The organism is Candidatus Poriferisodalis sp. (assembly GCF_965262965.1).
In the GTDB taxonomy this organism is placed as follows: Bacteria; Actinomycetota; Acidimicrobiia; order Acidimicrobiales; family Poriferisodalaceae; genus Poriferisodalis.
Genome location: NZ_OZ253573.1, coordinates 1818772 through 1839385 on the forward strand (window position 1 = coordinate 1818772; position 20614 = coordinate 1839385).

Below are 20614 nucleotides of genomic sequence, written 5' to 3' on the forward strand. Positions count from 1 at the left end.
AACTCGGCCGCAGCTAGCTTCTCGTCGGCAGAAGACGTGTGTTGGCAGGGCCGCAATTCGCTCTTGGATCCAACGTGACACGCACACAAGGAGGCAGCGATGTTCGAAGAGCACGTGGCGTTGGAAACCGGCGAGGGCACGATGAGCACGTTCATCGTGCGTCCCGGGACATCTGAACGCCGGCCGGGTCCGTTCCCGACCGTGCTGTTCTTGATGGATGCCCCGGGCAAGCGCGAAGAACTGCACGACATGGCGCGGCGCATTGCCGCCGTCGGGTACTACGTGATGCTTCCGGACCTGTACTACCGCGAAGTGTCGGGCTTCGTCGCGCAGCGCGACGACCCCGAAAGCGTCGCGTTCATGTTCGAGCTGATGATGGGGCTGTCCAACGCGATGATCGCCCGCGACGCCGAGACGATGCTGGCCCACGCCCGTGCCGACAGCGCGGCCAGCACCGAGCGGGTCGGCACCACCGGATACTGCATGACCGGCCCAATGGCGCTCTGGCTCGCGGCCGAGTTCCCCGACACCATTACCGCAGCCGCCTCCGTTCACGGCGTCCGACTCGCTGTGGACGCTGACGACTCGCCGCACCGCCGCGCCGGAGACATCAAGGGAGAGGTGTTGGTTATGTCCGCGGAGTTCGACGACTACGTCGATCGAGCCCACTTCGACCGGCTCTGCGCTGCCTTCGCGGAGGCCGGCACCAACGCGGACACGCACTGGCTGGAGGGCACCCACCACGGATTTGTCTTCCCGCAACGACCCGTGTACGACAAGCCGGCCGCTGAGCGTCACTGGGAGCTCCTGCACGACCTCTTCGATCGCCAGCTCAACTGACGCCGACAACAGGCGCGCAGAGCAGCACGGCCTGAACTCGGCACGTGATGAATTCAGCACGGCCTGAACTCAGGGAAATATGCTCCCGGCCGTGACTCTCGAAGATCAAGCATCACGTGTCATCGCCCAGCTCAACGCCTTGGGCCGACCGACGTTTCAGGACGTTGGTCCCCAACGTGCCCGCAAGGGCTTTGAGGAGATGCCGCCCGCCGGCGAGTTCGTCGACGTTGCGAGCACTCAGGACCGCACGATTCGAGGGCCTGACGGCAACGACATTGCCGTGCGCATATACCGACCCGGCGACGGAGCAGCGACAGCTGACCGCAACGGCGCACTCGGCTGCCTCGTGTACTTCCACGGCGGTGGCTGGGTGGTCGGCAGCATCGAGACCCACGACCGGACGTGCCGGTCGCTGACGATGCTGGCCGGGGTCGTGACGGTCTCGGTGGACTACCGAATGGCGCCGGAGGACCCATTCCCGGCGCCACCGAACGATTGCTGCACGGCGACGCAGTGGGTGTGTGACAACGCTGCCGAGCTGGGCGTCGACCCGCAACGTGTCGCTGTCGGCGGCGACAGCGCCGGGGCCAACCTGGCGGCCGCAGTGGCACTGATGTGCCGCGACGGCGCAGCACGAGGCGACGCCTGCGCTCAGCCGGCGCTTCAGGTGCTCATCTATCCCGTCACCGATTTCGACCGCGACACCCATTCGATGATCGCCAATGCCGAGGGCTACCTGCTCACCCGCGACACGATGGCGTGGTTCGATGACCTCTACTGCCCGCAGTCGCAACGCAAGAACCCCTATGCGGCCCCGCTCGCGGTCGACGACCCGTCCGGAGCGGCACCCGCGTTCGTCATCGTGGCCGGCCACGACCCGCTGCGCGACGAAGGGGTCGAGTACGCACAGAAGCTCGCCGACGCCGGGGTGCCCACGACGCTGGTCGAGTACCCCGGCCAATTCCACGGGTTCTTCGGCATGACCCGCTTCTTGGACCAAGCACACGAAGCCCAAGAGATCACGGCCCTCGCCATGGGGCGTGCGCTCTCCCCCGCTCTGGGCGATTAGCTCCTCCGACTGAGTCGAGAGCATCACCGGGGGTGCAGCGTTTCAGTCAGCGAAGCGCGCCCGAGAGTTCCGTGCAGACCCGAAAATTACTCTCACATCACGAAACATCACTGCATACGCTCCATCTGTGCTGTCGAGAGCGGTGCTGCGAAATAGGTGGCAGACATCCCATGAACCCATCCGGCGCGTCGCAACGCCTCATGCGCAGAAACTTGCCGAATCAGCCCCGCGTACCCCCGCCGCGGCAGAGTCATGATCGAGCTGATAGTCGTGGGCCGTCCAAAGTCGCTTCAGAGCAGCACCAGAAGCCTTGATGGCTGGAGGCAGTCGGTTGAAGAGGCCGCCCGAGCGACCATTCCGCACGGACCCGTCTACGAAACCGGTCCGGTACACGCTTGCTTTCACTGGTTCTGCGATGTGAGCGCTGCCCGTATTCCCGACCTTGACAACGTGCTCAAGCCAACCTTCGATGCGCTGCAGGCACTCGTTTTCGCCGACGATTATCAGCTCACCGACATTCGTGCGGCACGGATCGACTTGAATTCGCTGAGTCGCGACCGTTCCATTGCGGCAGACTGGGAGTCGTGGCCGACGAAACTCGTCAGCCACTTCGTACTCGCCGAGAAACTTGAGGAATTCGTCTACCTCCAGATCGTTGACCCACCGAACCTGCTCGAGGCGCCATGGCTGCCTCAGCACTGAACATTTGGGCCGCAATTGACCAAGCTCGACGGCGATACCAGGCGGCGGGCTACGCAATCTCCGCTTCAGAACACCTCGCAGCCGCCGACTGGCGCGGCGAGGGCGCGGGCATCGTGGTCCATCTCGTCGCACGCAAGGGCGAGGGGGACGACACCGAGACTCGCGTCGTCGAATTCACACCAGCCGACTGCGACCAGAAGTCGGATGCCCGCCTAGCGGCGCTGCGAATTGTCGTCGACGGTCGGCCTGGGTGGCACCTCGACATAGTCAAGTTCGGACGTCCGTCCGATTCCCGTCCGCCATCGCAGGAAGTCGTCGCTGACTGGATCGCCGAGGCGCGACGTCTTGTGCCCATCTCCCCGACAGGCGCCGTGGCACTCGCGAGACGCGCTGTCAGCAGCGCTCTCTTCCGACTCGAAGTTGCACGCGGCGAGCGCTACCGGGAGCCACCCGATCTGTCGAGCTCGCTGATCAGCGGCCTAGAGACCGATGGTGCCATCTCTGCTGACGAAGCCGAGACGCTCCGCAGCTTCCATGCCGCCGTCGCCACCGACGGCTCACCGCGGGACACAGGCCTGCCCGACGAGGAGTTGACCGAGGCTGCCTTGGAGATCGCGGCACGTTGCAGCGCCGAAGACGCTGAAGTCGTTGCTGGAATGCTCGCTTGGTTCGAACGGCACTTCTGCACCCCTGAACAAGCTGGCGTCGCAGCTGACTCAGCTACGGGCGACTATGTGTGGCTCGGTACGGGGCCCTACGACGCGCGAGCCGTGCTCCGCACACGCTTCGGTGATTCCGAACGAGCGTCGTTGGACCGGACCGTGTTCCTCATCGAGCAGGACGGGCTCACATGGGCATCCCGCGATCCCGCGTCCGCTCGTCCCGGCGATCTTTGCGATCCTCCCACCGTGGCGCAAACGGCGACACCAGTTCAGGCAGATCAGCCCATCGAACCAGAGATTCCAGTTGTTGGCCATATTCAGTTCGATCTGGGACTCGCTCAACGTCACCACATCCTCCAATGGGCGGACAGGATCGGGGCGCGAGAAGAGCTTCCCGAACTCATCCGAGACCTGGTCCTGGAGACAACGCCCGCGCATGACCTGACCCGGATCGACTGTCCGACCGCAGAGGGAATCGGGCGTCCCGACTTCGATCTCTTGGTCGAAAGCCGTCAGGGCCCGGCGTGGGTGCCCGCTGGGCACTCCTGCTGGGAAGTCTCGACGTCGACTGATGTCGCGCGTAACGCCGATACCAACTACCGCAGGAGGACCGGCGAAGCACGACCCGGCGCCAGCGAGATCACGTACGTCTATCTCACCCCCCGCGTTTGGCCCGAAGCGAAGGCGGCACGGCCCACGATGTCCGACCCAACTGGCACGACAAGCGCAGGAGCCAGCCGGCAGCAATCGAAGCGCCGATGGCAGGAGCAGCGCAGCGAGGACGGGCACTGGCGCGAAGTCAGAGCGCTTGATGTTGACGACCTGTTCAATTGGCTGATCCAAGCTCCGGCCACACGGGCCCGACTCTCGGAACGTCTTGGCCTCGTGCCTGATGGCTTCACGTCGGCCCGCAGACGTTGGGAACATGAACTCGCGCAGACCGGCGGACGGCTCACCGCGGAGGTGTTGCTTGCCGGCCGCGAGCGGCAGTTCTATGAACTCGTCGAGAGATGTTCGACCGGGAGCGGGACCGTATACGTCGTCGCCGAGAGCACTCGAGATGCGATCGAGTTCGTCTTGGCGGCAGGTGCCCGTGACGACATCCTCGAAATGGCGCTCCTCGACCGGATGCTGCTCGTGTCCGATGCCGCTGCCTGGCGGCGTCTCAAGCGTGAACCGGGCGGCGGGGCGATTCTGGTTGCCGCTGAACTCGACATAGCGGACGGCTCGGAGCCATCCCGGCATTGCACGGTTGTTCCCCTCGTCCATGCCAATCGCCCGAGTACGGGCTCCGTGGAGCATGAAGCACTGATTGAAATCGGGCGGATTGATCCGACCGCTGCTGCCAAGGCGCTCGAACGACAAGGTCTTGACCGCAGTGAAGCGTGGCGTTTGGCGGCACTCGGGCGTCGCAGCCTTGGCGCGCTGCGAAGAACACTCCAATTGGGTCCAAGGCCCGCCACGCCTGCCTGGCGAGGTCAATTGCCAGAGGACAAGGACCGTGCCGTAGTTTGGGCCGCTCTGCTGGCCTGCCGTTGGTCCGAGCGGCGCGTGAGCGACCAATACGTCCTGTGCGAATTGGCCGGCACCGGCCTGAGCTACGAAGAGCTACGGCTCATACTCCGGCCACTCAGCGAAGGTGCCGACCCGCTGATTGCGCGTGTCGGCGACCAGTGGGATGTCGTGGCACCTGCCGAGGCATGGCGACTCCTCTCGGCCGAGATCCCCGACTACGTGCTCGACCGGTACTCAGGGGCAGCGTCACGTGTGCTCACAGAGATTGAAACGCTGCAATCTCCTGACGGCACCGACCTCGAGATCGCCGGGGTCAAGTTCACGCAGGCCACCTACAGCGATGAACTGCGACACGGGTTCGCGCAGACCGCGGCGCTCTTAGGGACAATCGATATAGACGCACCATTGGCGAGCGGAATGAGCGCTGAAACACGCGCCGCATTGATCGTCCGCGGCCTTTTCGGCACCGATGATGCCGACGATGGCCATGAGCTGGAACAAGAGACGCAGGTAGCGGACACCGCGCTAGGCCAAATCGAAAGAGCAGTTCGCCGCACGCTCCAGCGCATCGTCGATCTGGCCGATGTCTTGCCGCTGCTCGCGGAGGCAGCACCGGATGAGTTTCTTGAAGCCATCGCTCGCGCCCTCCAACGGGCGCGGGAGGCCCCCGACTGCTTGCAAGTCCTAAACAAAGGCAGTGCCGGACCCTCGTCCGATGCTGGCTGGTACGGGCTGAGTCACGCTCTGGAGACGCTCGCTTGGTCTCCCGAATCCGGGCATTTGGCACTCGTGTCAGATGTCCTGCTGACGATCGCTGCAATCGGGAACGACGACCTAGCCGCCAAGGCGCATGGATGTCTTGTTTCGCTGTTCAGGCCGTGGCTGCCCCAATCAGGGCTGTCGACCGACCGACGCAACGAAGTGCTCGTGGGACTGTGCGACCGGACTCAGAGCGACGAGGCATCCGGCACCAGCGAACGGCGGACTGCGCTGTGGCGCTGTTTGTGGGACCTCGCGCCCCATCGGTCTGGAGGTTCCCCGAATGCGGCGCCGACGATCCGGGACTGGCCAGCCGTGGTCGAGCCAGCGCCGTTTGAGGACGAGGCGTCGGCGACCAGCCAAGTCATCGCACTGCTGCTGGACATGGTCGAACATTTTGCTTCGAGCGCGGTTGAGTCCAGCCATCTGGCCGACATGTACTGGCCGCTCGATGAGGGTGGAATGTTCATGCGCTTGCCGCCGGACGCACGAGCAAGAGCCTTGGTCATCGTTGAACAGACCGCGACTCAAGGTGCCCTCGACAGGTCGCTGCTCGGTGATCGGTTGCGGTCGTTCATCGGCCTGCACCGTCGGTACACCGACGAGTTCTGGACCCTTGAGCCCGATGAACTCGCGAGTGTCGAGCAGGTCGCGGAGAGGATCGGAGACGATGACCCGGCCACCACAGGCGCATGGCTGTTCGAATCACATGCACCGGACATTGATATGACCGAAATCGGCGATGATCGGGAAGCGGAGGAAACACGCCTCGCTGAGCTTCGCCGCGTCGCAGTCACGCACGCGTACTCGGGAGGCGGATTTGAGGGCATCCGCAGGCTCGCTGTTCGAGCGCACGGTGACCGTGAGGTATCCGGCGTCGAGCACATCGGGCGCGTACTAACCGATCTCGCTGACTCGGATGAACTGACACTCGACAGCGGCGAGAGGGTCGATGCCAGTGCCTTGCCGTCCACCCTCGCTGGCTGGCTCGCAGACGATGTACCACCCGAGCCACCCGTTGGCGCTCTCGACCCAAGTGCACCGCCGGCAATCAGCCCAGAGGGCGACACTGTGCCGTGCGACCTCGTGGCACTGGGCTTCCTTGCTGAGATGCTCAGATCTTTGCGCCGCGCCGACGCAGACCTCTCAGCGTGGTTGGCAAACCTGCGCGATCACCATCTGAGTGCCACAAACGTGGCGCGGCTGTTAGCCACACTCAGGGACTTCCCGCTTGTCTGGGAAATCTCCGAGGCTCTCGGACCTGAGGTCGATGCGGCGTACTGGGCGCGATACAACTCGCTGCCATATGGCGCGGACTTCACACTCACCGCCGAGGCAGCCGAACGGCTGCTAGCCGCGGGCAGGGCTGACGCGGCCATCGAAGTCGTCGCGTATCACTGCTTCGCAACCGTCGGCCCCGATGAGACAGCCGTTAGCGACAATTCATGGCTGGTCGATCTCGCCTTACGAGCGCTCGAGGCCGTCGCCGACGCTATGGACACACCGCGGATGGCGCAGCGGTTGCGATTCCGAGCCGAAGAAGTGCTCGACTGGCTCAGCGATCGACTGCCACTGACCGAACTCAATCTCGACGATCCGCACCGGGTTCGACTCGCACGCCTAGAACTCATGCTTGACGACATGCCGGGTAGCCGCAGGCGACCGTCGCTGCTGCATGCGAGGCTCTCGCTGGAGCCGAGATTCTTCGTCGAACTCGTTGCCAGGATGTACTCGCACTCAGACGAGAGCGAACCACGTGACTTTGATGATGCCGTCGATGCCGACACTACAGAGACGCTCGCCGCCATGGCGGCGGGCAAGGCCTGGACGATCCTCTACTACTGGAATCGCATTCCGGGTACGAGAGATGACAGCACTATTGACCTCGTGAAGCTGCGCGACTGGATTAGCCGAGCGTTAGAAGGGTTCAAAGAACTCGACGTGTCACGCCTCGGGTACGAGCACCTTGGGCAGATGCTGGCCAAGGCACCTGCAGATCGCGGCGATAGCAGCGGCATTGTGCCGCCCCCCGCTGTCCGCGACCTACTCGAAGAACTGCGCAATCCAGACGTCGAACACGGTCTCGCCATCGGTATCTCAAACCTGCGCGGTGTCCACAGCCGGGGCCTAATGGATGGTGGCGACGCCGAACGCGAACTTGTCCTCCGCTACAACGAGCAAGCCAAGATCGTCGGGGATCGCTGGCCACGCACTGCGCAGGTTCTTCGACGCGTCGCTGATTCCTATGACTCGCACGGCCGCATGCACGACATCCAGTCGGAACGATTTGCGCGCAGTACGTAGAGAGGATCGGTAGCGACATGCCGTTGCGAGACAGCTATCAGGCCGAGACGCCCTCGTGGGTCGATCTGATCACGAGCGACGTCGAGGGTGCGTTCGATTTTTACCGGGCGGTGCTCGGCTGGGAATACGAACGAGATCCCACCGGAGAGATCAGCTATGTCATGGCAACGGTGGACGAACATCGCGCTGCCGGCGTGATGGCACTGCCGACTGAGATGATCGATCAGAACGTCCCGCCGTGCTGGAACGTGTACATCACTGTCGGCGACACGGACGCCACCGCACAGCGCATCGCCGACCTCGGAGGGGCCATGGTGCGACCGCCGTTCGATGTGCCCGAGGGGTCGGCCGATCCCGCCGGGCGCATGGTGATCGGCGCCGATCCAACCGGCGCGGTGTTCTGTGCGTGGAAGACGCTCGGCGCCATCGGAACTGACATTGTGAACGCGCCCGGCGCGTTTACCTGGGCCGAGACTTTCACCACCGATCTCGACGCAGCGTCTGCCTCCTATTGCGAGCTGTTCGGCTGGGAAGCGTCATCGTGGGACGAGTTCGGACCCTCGGGCCGTGTGTTCACACTCGGTGGCGAACCGATCGCCAGCATCTCGGGTCAACCGCCGCCGGGCGTGCCGCCGCACTGGAAGGTGAGCTTCGGCGCAGCCGACGTCGACGCCGCCTGCAAGGCCGCCACGGCGAATGGCGGCACGGTGCTCATGCCTCCGACCGACTGGGGTCCGGGCCGCGTGGCCACCGTGGCTGATCCTGCGGGAGCGGTCTTCGATCTCATCACCCTGAGCGACTGGCCCGAATAGCGCCCCGCTTCTGCTCAACAGCTTCAAGCACCGCGTTGGCGCGATGAAGCGTCGAGACAAAATTCCGCATCGACAAGTCACCATCGCTCATTCCGGCCCGTGTGGCACCTCGCCGGTACCGTGCGACATGTCCAACCGCTTGTGCAAGGCGATGGCGTCGAGGAGGGTGCTGTGAGTCCACGAATGGTCGAGCCGGCCCTCAATTCCTTCGTGGCGAGTGCACTCGGAGATCGCCTCGGGGGTTGGACCGTCTCGGCGGAAGCGACGAAGACCCTGACAAAAGCTGGACTTCGGCCGGACATCGTGGTCAACACCGGTGCCGCACCAGTCGCTATCGAGACCGAGTACATCCCGGCTCCCCATGTCGAAGAAGAGGCGATTTCGCGCATCGGCGAAACGTTGTCGACAACAGGGCGAGTGATCGAGGTCGCGGTGGCGGTGCGCTTGCCAACCGCGTTGGGCGACACCGAGCCCGCCGCTGTTTCCAAGGCGCTCACGAGACGCGACGATCTTGAATGGTGCGTTTGGATCGAAGGAGCCGGCGCAGTGCGATTTCCGGAGTCGGGTTGGCTTCGCGGCGACATCAACGATCTCGCTGGCTTTGTCGAGACGGTCGCAGTGTCGGAACGCCGAATTGCGGCGGCGGCAGACGCCTTCGAAGCGGGCGTTTCCCAGGCTGCAACGAACCTCCGCACGAGCCTGTTGGCCCGTGATGCCCAATCGGCCCTCGACAAGGTCTCCGGCGCGCTGCACCAGGACGACAGTGAGCAAACGACGTTGATGGCCATTGCAGTGCTGGCGAATGCGCTGGTGTTTCAGTCAGCGCTCGCTGGCGTTCACAACACGCCCTCGATCGAGGAGATGCGATCCCAGAGCGGCATCTTCGCTGTTGGCGACGTGCTGAATGCATGGCGAGAAATCCTGGGCATCAACTACTGGCCCGTCTTCGCTATCGCCTCGAGGATCTTGCGTCCGATGCCCGAGGCTCCAGCGCAGGAGATGCTCGCCCAATTGGCGACAGTTGTGGCCGAACTCTCCGGCGCGGGCGCCACGACGGTGCAAGACCTCGCCGGTCAGATGTTCGGACGCCTGATTGCAGACCGCAAGTTCCTGGCGACCTTCTACACACTGCCTGCCTCGGCAGCGCTACTCGCGGAACTCGCTGTGAGCCAGCTCGACGACCGTGTCGACTGGAGCGACCTGCCGTCAGTCGGTGGGCTCAGAGTTGCCGACTTCGCATGCGGCACCGGTGCGCTCTTGTCAGCTGCGTACCGCCGCATCGCCTCTCGCGTGCGACGCGCGAACCTCACCGACGGCACCGACACCTCCAAACGGCTGCACTCAGTCTTCATGGAAGACATCTTGGTTGGCTGCGACATCATGCCTGCCGCGGTGCACTTGACAGCGAGCATGCTGTCGGCTGCGCATCCAGCGACACCGTTCGGGGACACGAACATTCACCTGATGCCGTATGGCTACCCGGACGGCGACAAGTCACAACCCGCGGCCATCGGCTCTCTCGAACTCCTCGGCGATGAGACAGTTACCTCTCTGTTCGGCACCGGCCGAATGCGCGCCGGCGGAACGGGCGACATCGAGGACAGCGAGCCGAATGGTGCAAGCTTCGCCATCGACGACTCCACCGTCGATCTGGCGATCCAGAATCCGCCATTCACCCGGCCCAACGGTCCGGAGGCAGAGAAGCTGGGCGTGCCGATCCCATCCTTTGCTGGCTTCGACACCGATGAAGCCGAGCAAAAGGCCATGTCACGGCGCCTCAAGCGCGTCTACCGAGATCGAAAATCACCGGCGGCCGAGGGCAACGCAGGCTTGGCAACAAGCTTCATCGATCTCGCCGATGCCAAACTTCGGCCTGGCGGTGTGCTGGCGCTGGTCCTACCAGCAACGGTCGTCTCGGGCAATGGCTGGGGCGCCACGCGTCGCCTGCTCGCCCGCAAGTACGAGAACATCTCAGTCGTCACTCTGGCGGCTGAGACCGACCGCGCATTCTCGGCAGACACCGGAATGGCTGAGGCGTTAATCGTCGCAACCAAGCGGGACGCAGAGGTCAGCATCGACTCGGGCCTCTCCGAAGATGTCGATTGGGTCAGCGTGACGCACCGACCCGTCAATCCGGTCGAGGCCGTTGCCATGGCTCGGAGCGTGGCTGCCGCCATCGCTGCGCCGCCAGGGTTCATGAAGATCGGCACCGAGGTCATCGGTTGCCACATTCGAGCACCCCTCACAGAGGGCGGTTGTGCACATGCCGCCGATCCGTCGGTGCCGGCGACGGCGAGCCAGCTGCGGAAAGGCCGGCTGCGGCTGCCGCGGCTGACCGAATTCGACGCCCCGATCACACGCCTCGGCGAACTCGGCAAAGCCGGTCCTCAGAATCGCGTCTTCGACGATGTCCGCATTCGCATCGACAGAAAGACCGGTAAGCCCCGCACCGATTCATCCGGGAACCCCATCCACAATGGGGCATTCGACATATCGCAGCTGTTGCCAGCCGGAAAAGTTGTCGACTACCCCACTCTGTGGGCCCACGATGCCGCTTCCGGACGAGAGTCCCGCATTGTCGTCGAGCCCGATAGAGACCTGCGACCTTGGCCCGAGCATCAAGAACGCGCCAAGGAGATATGGGAGACGGCGACGCGCCTGCACTTCAATCGTGACTTCCGACTGAACAGCCAGATGTTGGGCGCCTGCTTCACCCCTGAGCGGTGCCTCGGTGGTCGTGCGTGGCCGTCTTTCATTGCCAATGAGATTGCATGGGAGCAGCCTCTCCTGCTGTGGGCCAACACAACATTGGGCATTCTCGGGCACTGGTGGATCGGCACTCGGCAGCAGAACGGCCGGGCGATGCTGAGTATTCGGTTGTTACCCGAATTGCCGGCTCTCGATTGCCGTGCGCTGTCTTCGAGCCAACTCGCAGCGATGGATCAGGTCTTCGAGAACTTCGAGAATCGGCCGCTGCTCCCCGCCAACGAGGCTTGGCGCGACGACACCCGTCAGGCCCTCGACGAGGCGATGCTGAGCGATGTCCTGGACTTGCACGTCACTGCTGGCGTCAACAAGGGCGAATTCCTTGATTCGCTCGACGTCCTGCGTCGAGAATGGTGTCAAGAGCCAACGGTTCATGGTGGCCAAGCATCAGCGCCGCCAATCGGTTAGCTACCCCGGTGGTCTGCGAACTGCACCAGCCGAGGTCTGAGCTACCGGCTCCAAGGCTCACGTTCCCTCCCCTGAACGGAGGCCCACCAGCCACCGGCAGCCTGAAGTCGGGGCCTCTGTATCCCCGTAGCAGTGGTGATTCTCGGGAGCGTCCGGCAGCACTGGTGTCCTGCGCTCCTAGCATGCTGACGTCCTGCAGCCCGATCGTCCTGGCTTGAGCCGACGCCCATAATCTGGCTCTTCGGAATTGAAGGGGGAGTATTGGGGTAGGGGTCCGCGGCCGGGCGCGAACAGTGGCGTTCGCAGATCAACTTCATCTTGGGCCGTAACGAAGTCGCTCTGCGACAGGAGCCCGACGGTCGCGTGGTCCGCGTCGGCGCCGTCGCTGCGGACGTGGTGATGCAGTCGCCCGTCCCGGAAACAGGTGACGCCCAGCTCGATGTCAAGATCGCGACTGCGTTGCGCAAATATCAGGATTCCGACCTCTCCGTGCGTCGGGAAGCGCTCGAGGCGCTGTGGTACGCGTTCGAACGCGTCAAGACCGTGATCGATCCCAAGGACAAGAAGCGGACAGCGGGCTCCCTCGAGAGCTTGGCCAAGCGACCAACGAAGCGTGTCAGCGGCCCGGGCTCGTGACGTCAATGATGCGCACGGAAATCTTGCGGGCTTCGTCGATACTGAGACTCTGCTCAAGTAGCTCTCGCAATTCGACCGGAGTTCCGGGTCGTTGACCCGACGGCGGCGTCGGCATCTTCTTGCCGCCGAACCACAACACGAGGTAGATGCCGTAGCCGTCGGTAGCCGGGTCAGTCGTGTACTGGCTGATGAGCTGGTTATGCATCGCGTGCCACAGATCACGATGTGCCTCACGCTTGATCTCGATGGGCACGTTGAAACCAGCGCAGCTCGCACGGACATCTGCCCGCTTGCCAGCCGCGTAGCTGCCTTCACGTACAACCTCGAACGCTTGCGGCGGGCGGACGTTCAAGGCCGCTAGGAGGGAATCGCGGCACCAATTCTCTGATTTGGGGTTTTCCGGGCGACCGTGCGAATCCTCGTTCCAGTACGGGCGCCATGGATCGCTCACGGCGCCTCGCATCTCATCGGCGATGTCATCGAGCCGATCCAGCAATAGCGCAGCCAAGTCAGCAGCATTAGCGGGGGCACCACCGCTGAGGGTTCGCTGGACATCTTCGACAGTCGGGTTGCGGTACTCGGCGTCGCGTCGGATGGCGCTCTGTTCCTCACGCCTCCAGCGCAAGACGTCATGCCACTCACCCAGCTCCGGGTCATTCCCCAAGCGTTGGAGCGCTTCTGTGGCCTCGGGGTCCGGCATCTGCGAGAGCTGGCTGATCATGTCTCTGATCCGGTCTGCCGCGTCGATGTCGACCGTTATGAGCCCATCTCGATCAAGCGGCCCAAACGCGCGTCCGAGTAGCTCGATGAGTACTCCAAGGGTGGGTGAGCTGAGACTTGCCGTCAGGCGCGAATGCCCGGACACTCGCGGACCATGGTCCTCGTGAAGGAATTCTGCGACGTGACGCGCACCGGATCGGTGGCGCTCGACGTGCTCAGCGAGTTCGGAGACATAGGGACCCTCGAACAGCAACGCCGCCGCCGTAAGCCAGCGAGTGCGTTGGGCAACCGTGATACGCGCTAGTGCGAGCTTCTTGTCGATGAGCTCATGGAGGCCCCGTGTTCCCGGACACACCATGACGCCAAGCAGTAGTCGATCGAGCAGCCGGAGCTGAGCGTTCGAGCCGCGCGGCGGAAAGGACTTCAGTAGTCGCAGCTTGAAGATGTGCTTGACGTCCTCATCGCCGCCGACGGTGTCAAGTTCGTTGAGTCCCGGCGGGTGTTCATCGCCACTTCGAATTGCATCTGTTGCACACCGAATCGCCACCTCAGCGACGAGCAGCGGATTCTGCTCGAACCAACGCTCGAACCAAGACGGAGGCGACGAGGTGCCCGTCGGCACGCAGAACAGAAGCGCTAGCGCTTGACGCTTGAGGCCGTCAACCAGACTGTCGAGCCGTGCTGGGTCCTCGTCGTCGAACAGCCTCAGGCCGGCGAGTGCCGGAAGTGCAAGCCATGCGTGCTTCGACTCGCTGTGCAGAGTGATCGTCTCCTCGACGCTAGGAAGGCCGGGGCGCGTGATCGACTCGCGGAACGCCTGTAGCACGGCTTCAACAAGGTCGGCGTCCCCGCCTATGAACTCGCTGAGACGGTCCCGCTCGGCCAACTCGTCATCGGTCTCGGCATACAAGCCCATGTAGGCAAGCGCGAGGCAATGCAGATTGGGTGCTGAGAAGGTGTTGCCCTGGAGCTCAGCCAAGCTTGAGCGCAAACCAGTCGCCCATTCTTCCGAACGCCGCTGCTTCTCCTCTTCCCACCTCGCGGCGCGCTCGTCATGCTCCATGAGCACTCGCTCGACGTTCGGGTCGCGGGGCACCGTGGCGAACAGCGCCTCCACGAACGCTGCGAGCTCGCTGCTGTCGCTCACCGTCTCTCGCACGACATCGGCTGTCAGGCCCTCGTTCCTCGTCGGGTCCTCGAGTGCTTGATACGCGATGCGCAAGAGTTCACGCGCAACAAGTGGCTCTGGCTCAGCTAGCTCAACTGCGCGTTCCAAGCACCACCGGCCAACATCCGACGGCAGCATGCTGCCGTGCAGAGAGAGACACGAGTCGTACGTCCTGAAACCCAGCGGATCATTCGGATCGCGGCGGCGCAGCCAATCCAAGTACACACTTCGCTGCACTTCGGGGCGAGTCTCCAACCAATCTCGAATGATCGGTGCAGCAGGGCTTCTCGCTGGCATCACCTCCGGCTCGGAAGCACCGGCAACGCTGAGCCAAGAGAACAGTCGCTCGGAGTCGACCTTGTCGCCCAGCCCAATGAGCGCCTTTGCCAGAAGGTCCACAGGAACGCTGTCGAAATGGCGTGTGCGCAAGGCGGGCACCAATCGGGCAGCGTCATTGTGAAGGGAATCCAAGAGCTCGCCAGCTTGCTCGCCAGACGAGTGCTCCGAGAGTCCTGTGCGCCAGAAACCCTCGAAGAGCCCAATGATTCGAGTGCGACTGGGGTGCCCTAGGTACTCCCAGACCTCTGCCGGTCGGATCGTGTCGGGATAGATCTCTTCGAGCAATCTGCCTGCGAGCTGACGGTCAGGATCAGTAACGCTTCCAGCAAAGATGTCATCGAGCAGTCCTTGCAGTACTCGCCGTGTTTCGACGCCTCCTGATGTGAGACGAAGTTGAGCATCGAGCGCCGCTAGCCGGACATGCCGTGAGCACCGCCCGTCGCGAGCGAATGCCGCGACCTGCGGCGTCAGTTCGCGCAGCAAGCTGAGCTGGTGTTCATCTGCAACTGAGAGGACTTCCAGCAGGAATTCTCGGATCCGCTCGCCCGGGGGGTCGTGGGGAGAAGCCCTCAGAAGAAATTTCACGGCGTCGATGGTCTCCGCATCGACTATCGAACGGAACGCCCACACCGTCGTGTCCCGATAGCTGGTGTCTCTTCGGTCACGCCATGCATTGCGAAGCAATGGGCCCTCGGCTGCGTGAGCCGCGAGTGCTTGCAGGAGTCGTCGCTCTTGTGAGCCATTCAACCCGCCAACGTCGCCATACAGCCCGATGCCGACGGGATCGGCGTCGATGAGAAGGTCGAGCGCCTCCGGCGAATGCGCAGCGAACCAGGCCGATAGGCCTCGTAGCGAAGTCACCACCCGTCCGTCGTGTGGGCTGATCATGAGTGCCACAACGCGTCGGGCCGGCAAGCCATCTTCGACGAGTCGTGCGAGGTAGCGGCCACCAAGAAATTCGGCGATGTGCCGGTGCAGGGGTACGCGCCTCGGCCAGCCCGCCTCCGAGTCGTACGTCGCCGCGAACAGCTTGGTACCAAGTGACCATCGGCGCAGATTGGGCTGCCCCTCAGAAACATCAAGGTCCAACGGTTGGAGGCCGTTCAGCGCGACATACGACGAATCATCATCGGCCGGGCCGAGCGAGAAACCCTCAATGCCCGTGAGCAGTTGAGTTGCGCCCAGCTCTCCGGCGACCGTCAGCACAGCCTCAACTGGCAACAAGACTTCCGCCGCGGCAATGTGCTCGTCGTTGTGCTCTTCTGCCATGCGGTGGCATGCCAATTCGGACGCGTCCCGTCGGCTCGTGGGCCAGGTTCCGCCTCCCTGGGCTACGGCCTGGGCGAGCAACTTCAACGTCAGCGGGTTGTCCAACATCCCGCTCAGTTGGTGCCTCTGGGACTCGTCCACAAACATCTGGACATCGCCGCCGTCTAGGTATTGGGCGAGGAGCGTCCGTTGTGATTCAGCACCTAGGGGTTCAAGCCTCAGTACAGCGACAGTTCCCCCTGGAGTTGCGCTCTCAAGGTTGCGTCGGTCGTTGTTGCCGAGCCAATCGGCTTCGCGACAAGAGATGCGGAAGCTCGGCCAGCCAAGCTGGTCCAAGCGCTTGCGAATCTCATCCAGCGCTGGCCGACCGTCTGCCGTGCCTGCGCGGACTTCGTCGAGGCCGTCGATGAAGAGCGTCTTTTCCCTCCACTCAGCCCGGGCCTCAAGGTTCACAAAATCTCGAGCGGTGCGGTAGACCACCTCGTCGCCGAGTCTCTCGCACTCCATCTCGAACTCGGTCGACTTGCCCGAGCCGGCGTCACCAAGCAGCACATAAGCACGCTCGGATCTGAAGTGGCTCAGCGATCGTGGCTCGGCCAGCGATCCGTCCTCGTCAGAACCTTGCGTAAGGCAAGTACATGTGCGCGCGACGTACGTCTCTCTCACGCTTCCTCAATCCACTCGCTCGCAGGCAGCGAAAGGAACGCGTCCAGCGGGATATCGGCGTCGCCGACCACAAGCGTGCGTGCGCCGAAGCGCCGCTTGAACTCATCGAGTCCGGGCAGTGCATCGCGCGCTGCTCCGCTCTTCACCTCGATACCCACGAGATGGGGTCCCCGCTGAAGGACAAAGTCGACCTCAACCGCCGACCGCCCGCGACTGTCGCGCCAGTACTTGATATCTCCGCTCGACGGCATCGTGTTGACGAGGTGTGCCCCGACGGCGCTCTCGACAAGGCGGCCCCAAAAGGTGCGGTCAGCGCGCGCCTCTTCGAACGAATAGCCCGACACCATTGACATCAAGCCGGTATTGAGCACATTCAGCTTGGGCGTCGAGGCTTTGGCTGACACTGCACGCTCTACATGCAAAGGCAGTCCGGTCAGCAGACCGACCTGTGACAGCAGGTGTAGGTACCCCGCCAACGTGGTGGTGTTGCCGGCGTCCTGCAGCTGGCCGACCATCTTGTTGTACGAGAGGATCTGCCCCGAGTACCGGGCCCCCACTTCAAAGAGACGCCGCAGCAGAGCTGGCTTGCGGATGTTCGTCATCGAGACCACATCGCGGTCGATGTTGGGCTCGACGAGCCCGCTTCGGACGTACCGGTGCCACTCCTCGTGGGTCGCCAAGTAGCGAGTGGCTCCTGGGTAGCCGCCGTAGAACACGTACTCGTCCAAGCCGAAGCCGAACGCCTCAGCCATCTCCGTGTAGGACCAGTGAGGTGAAACAACCGGCTCGAAGCGGCCCAAGAGGCTCTCATTGAGTCCGGCTTGGACTTGGAGCGGGGCCGAGCCCAGCACTACAACCTGCAAGGGACAGCCCGAAGCACGATCGGCATCCCAGAGGCCTTTGACGGCAACCGACCAATTCGGCAGCTCTTGAATCTCGTCAAGCACCAATACGTAGCCACTAGGCGACGAGTTCGCCCGGTGACGGCACTGTTCCCACACCTCGACCAGCCACTGAAAGTCTCGCGGTGCTGAGGTCAACCGGGCTTGGCCTCCGACTGCTGCGTTCGAATCGAACGGCCCCGGTGCATCCGAAGACACGTCGGTGCCGCCGGGTTCTACCGCAACCATCCTCCAACCGTGCGAAATCGCACGAAGGGCTTGGCGGACGGCAAAGGTCTTGCCCGACTGTCGCGGTCCGAACACCGCGATCACGCGCTCAGTCCTCGATTGGAGCCGTTCCACGATCGTCGCGACCAGCGGCCGCTGATACTCCGGCATGTGACCAGTATAGCGTCATGTGTACGCTATTGAGCAACTCTGCTCAATAGCGTACACCAACTCCACATCTTGCGCCGGGGGCGCACCAAGGGCGGCTGAGTGCACACCCTGGTCTAGCCGCCACGTGGACTCTGCTTTTCATAGGATGTGGACTCTGAATATCAGACTCGAACGTTATTGAGCAAGACTGCTCAATAACGTTCGAGGTCGCGGTAGCGGCGGTTCGCAGCGATGAAGCGACGCGGCCGGTTCAGCGCAGGGCGCCTGCCGCCTCTAGGGCAGCGATCTCTGCGGGGCCGAGCCCGAGTGCTTCGCTCAACACTTCGTGAGTGTGCTGACCCAGCGTGGGTGCGGGCGAGCGGACGCCGTTGGAGCCGTCGTGGAGCAGCCATGGGATTCCGACGTGGCTCATCTGGCCCACGGCAGGGTGATCGAGGCGTTCGATGAGGCCACGAGCCGCCAGGTGCGGGTTTGTCTCGATCGAGCGAGGGCTGAGCGACGGGAATGCAGGCACACCGACGGCCTGGAGCTGTTCGGTGACCGCCCATTGGTCGTGTGCTGAGGTCCACGCGGCGATGATCCCGTCCAGCTCGACCTCGTTCGCCTTGCGGTTGGCCGCTGTTGCGAACCGTGCATCGGCAGGATCGAGGCCGATCACGCCGGCGAGTGCTTCCCATTCGCCGGCGTCGGCGCAGCAGACGGCCACCCAGTCGTCGCCGCCGCTGCAGCGGTACACGTTGTGCGGCGACATCAGCGGATCCCAGTTGCCCATCGGCTCGGGCTGCTCACCGGTGAGTGCGGTTTCCATCCAGCCCTCGGCGATACACGCAGTCGTGGCCTCCCACATGGACGTGTCGATGAATTGGCCCTCGCCAGTGCGCCGCCGCGCCGCCAGCGCAGCCACCAGCGCGTATGCAGTTGCGATGCCGGCGGCGGGATCGCCCAGCGACACGCCGAGTTCGGAGGCACCACCGCCGGGATAGCCGGTCAGCGATGCGAGGCCCGACAGCGGCCCGGTTGTCGGGCCGTAGCCCATGTAGGACTTGTACGGGCCGTGCTGCCCGTAGCCGCTGATCGCGCCGACGATCACGTCTGGCCGCCGCGCCGCCAGCGCCTCGTAGCCGAGACCCCAGCCGTCCATGACGCCCGTGGCGTAGTTCGACACCACAAGATCGCAGCTCAAAGCGAGCCGCTTCGCGAGTGCGCTGCCTTCAGCAGTACCCATGTCAATCGTGATGCTGCGCTTGCCTTGGCCGTATTGGTTGAAATAGCCGTTGGTGTCGAGCGTCTGATCGTGATGAATCGAGTACATCGGCAAACGGCGTCCGAGGTCCGGGCGGGCGGCAGACTCGATCTTGATCACCGTTGCGCCCAGGTGGGCGAGGTGCAGCGTGCAGAACGGACCCGCCCACACCCATGTGAAGTCCGCCACGGTCACACCGTCGAGGGGCCGGTCGCCGCCGGGTTGCGTCGGTGCCGCGGACGCGGTGCCCGCCCGGGTTGTCTCGAATACTGCGCCCGCATGCTCGCCGAGCGCCGGTGCCGGACGTCGGATGGACCACCACTCGTTCGCGAGGCGGGACGGCGCGCCGGGAACGGTGATGCGGCCCAATCCCGGCTGGTCGTACGTGACCAGAAAGTCGCGGGCGGTCAGGTGTGGGTCTTCGGCCATCTGAGCAACGGTGTTGACAGGCGCGAATGCGAGTCGCTGTGCTTGACCGCGATGGAACAGTTCCATTACCGACTGGGTGGCGACCCACTCGCCCAGCCACATGTGCAGCAGGTCCTCGTTCTCGAAGCGGCTCTCCACGGTGTCGAAGATCTCCATGTCCGCCCACTCGGGTCGGCCCATGAGGTCCTTCAAGCGCTCCCACTGATCAGCCTCAACGCACAAGACGAAGATGTGCCCGTCGGTTGTCGGCAATATCCGCCACGGATTGAGAATGCGTGCTCCGAGTCGACTGGGGTTCTGTTCGGTGTAGGACCAGCTGATGAACGCGGCCTCGAGCATTCCCACGACATAGGCCATCGTGGAGAAGTCGATGTGCTCACCATGACCGGAGCGCTGCGCCCGATCAACGGACGCCAGCGCGGCACAGGCGGCTGCAAACGCGGACTGGAACGCCGCTTGGTGACCGTGGGGCTTCAGCGGCGGCAGGTCGGGATCGGTCACGCAACCTGGGGCCAGCCAGCCCCAGCCGCCGCCGTGGACGACCTGCAGTTCCTCGGCTCGCCAGTGCGCGTACGGCCCGGTCTGTCCGAACGGCGTGATCGACATCGTGACCAACGACCGATGTCGGGAGCGGAGCTCGTCGCCGACCAAGCCGATGTCGGACGCAATCCGAGGGGCCAAGTCGTGCAGGAACAGGTCGGCTTCCGCGAGCAGATCTGCGAGCACCGCGCGGCCACCGTTGCTCGACACGTCTGCGGTCACGCTGCGCTTGTTGGTGTTCAGGGCCGCGAACAGACCGCCGATGCCCTCGCCGCCGGTTCCGTTCGGGGTGCCCTCACCAGGTCGAAACGGACCGCGTCGGCGCGCTCGGTCGCCTGTCGGAGGTTCCACCTTGATGACATCCGCACCGAGGTCGGCAAGCAGCTTGCCTACCCATGGTGCGGCGACCATCTGGCCCAGCTCGACGACGCGAATGCCGTCAAGCCCGCGCGCGGTCCCCATTTCCGTCAGCCCTCTTTGGAGGCGA

At 63.8% G+C, this 20614-nt stretch carries 10 protein-coding genes; 7 read left to right on the forward strand and 3 right to left on the reverse strand.

Features of this window, described 5'->3' with window-relative positions:
* Positions 1-99: 99 nt before the first annotated feature.
* From ACQY5K_RS08730 to ACQY5K_RS08760, 7 genes are all read left to right on the forward strand, one after another.
* Entirely contained in the window at positions 100-840 is a 741-nt protein-coding gene (locus ACQY5K_RS08730; protein ID WP_428122056.1) for a dienelactone hydrolase family protein, read from the forward strand.
* Between the two features lie 91 nt (positions 841-931).
* The gene (locus ACQY5K_RS08735) at positions 932-1909 is read left to right on the forward strand and encodes an alpha/beta hydrolase (protein WP_428122058.1); all 978 of its coding nucleotides are present in this window, start codon (positions 932-934) and stop codon (positions 1907-1909) included.
* Between the two features lie 252 nt (positions 1910-2161).
* Complete coding sequence (locus tag ACQY5K_RS08740) at positions 2162-2611, forward strand: RusA family crossover junction endodeoxyribonuclease (protein ID WP_428122060.1); 450 nt, start codon at positions 2162-2164, stop codon at positions 2609-2611.
* The gene (locus ACQY5K_RS08745) at positions 2593-7851 is read left to right on the forward strand and encodes a hypothetical protein (RefSeq protein WP_428122062.1); all 5259 of its coding nucleotides are present in this window, start codon (positions 2593-2595) and stop codon (positions 7849-7851) included. Before ACQY5K_RS08740 ends, ACQY5K_RS08745 begins: the two co-directional genes overlap by 19 nt.
* A 17-nt stretch (positions 7852-7868) precedes the next feature.
* Positions 7869-8663 (forward strand): VOC family protein, encoded by a 795-nt coding sequence (locus tag ACQY5K_RS08750; protein WP_428122064.1) that lies wholly within the window; start codon positions 7869-7871, stop codon positions 8661-8663.
* 171 nt (positions 8664-8834) lie between these two features.
* A complete protein-coding gene (locus tag ACQY5K_RS08755; protein WP_428122066.1) occupies positions 8835-11837 on the forward strand; it encodes a hypothetical protein in 3003 nt (1000 codons plus the stop codon).
* Between the two features lie 318 nt (positions 11838-12155).
* Positions 12156-12473, forward strand: coding sequence for a hypothetical protein (locus tag ACQY5K_RS08760; protein WP_428122068.1), 318 nt, complete (start codon positions 12156-12158; stop codon positions 12471-12473).
* Here the strand turns inward: ACQY5K_RS08760 and ACQY5K_RS08765 are convergent.
* The 3 genes from ACQY5K_RS08765 to ACQY5K_RS08775 all read right to left on the reverse strand — a co-directional run bounded on the left by ACQY5K_RS08765 (position 12454) and on the right by ACQY5K_RS08775 (position 20589).
* Positions 12454-16521, reverse strand: a complete 4068-nt coding sequence (locus ACQY5K_RS08765) for a hypothetical protein (protein WP_428122070.1) — start codon at positions 16519-16521, stop codon at positions 12454-12456. The genes ACQY5K_RS08760 and ACQY5K_RS08765 overlap by 20 nt on opposite strands.
* A 110-nt stretch (positions 16522-16631) precedes the next feature.
* Complete coding sequence (locus ACQY5K_RS08770; protein WP_428122072.1) at positions 16632-17915, reverse strand: ATP-binding protein; 1284 nt, start codon at positions 17913-17915, stop codon at positions 16632-16634.
* A gap of 250 nt (positions 17916-18165) precedes the next feature.
* Positions 18166-20589, reverse strand: a complete 2424-nt coding sequence (locus ACQY5K_RS08775; RefSeq protein WP_428122075.1) for a CaiB/BaiF CoA transferase family protein — start codon at positions 20587-20589, stop codon at positions 18166-18168.
* Positions 20590-20614 lie beyond the last annotated feature (25 nt).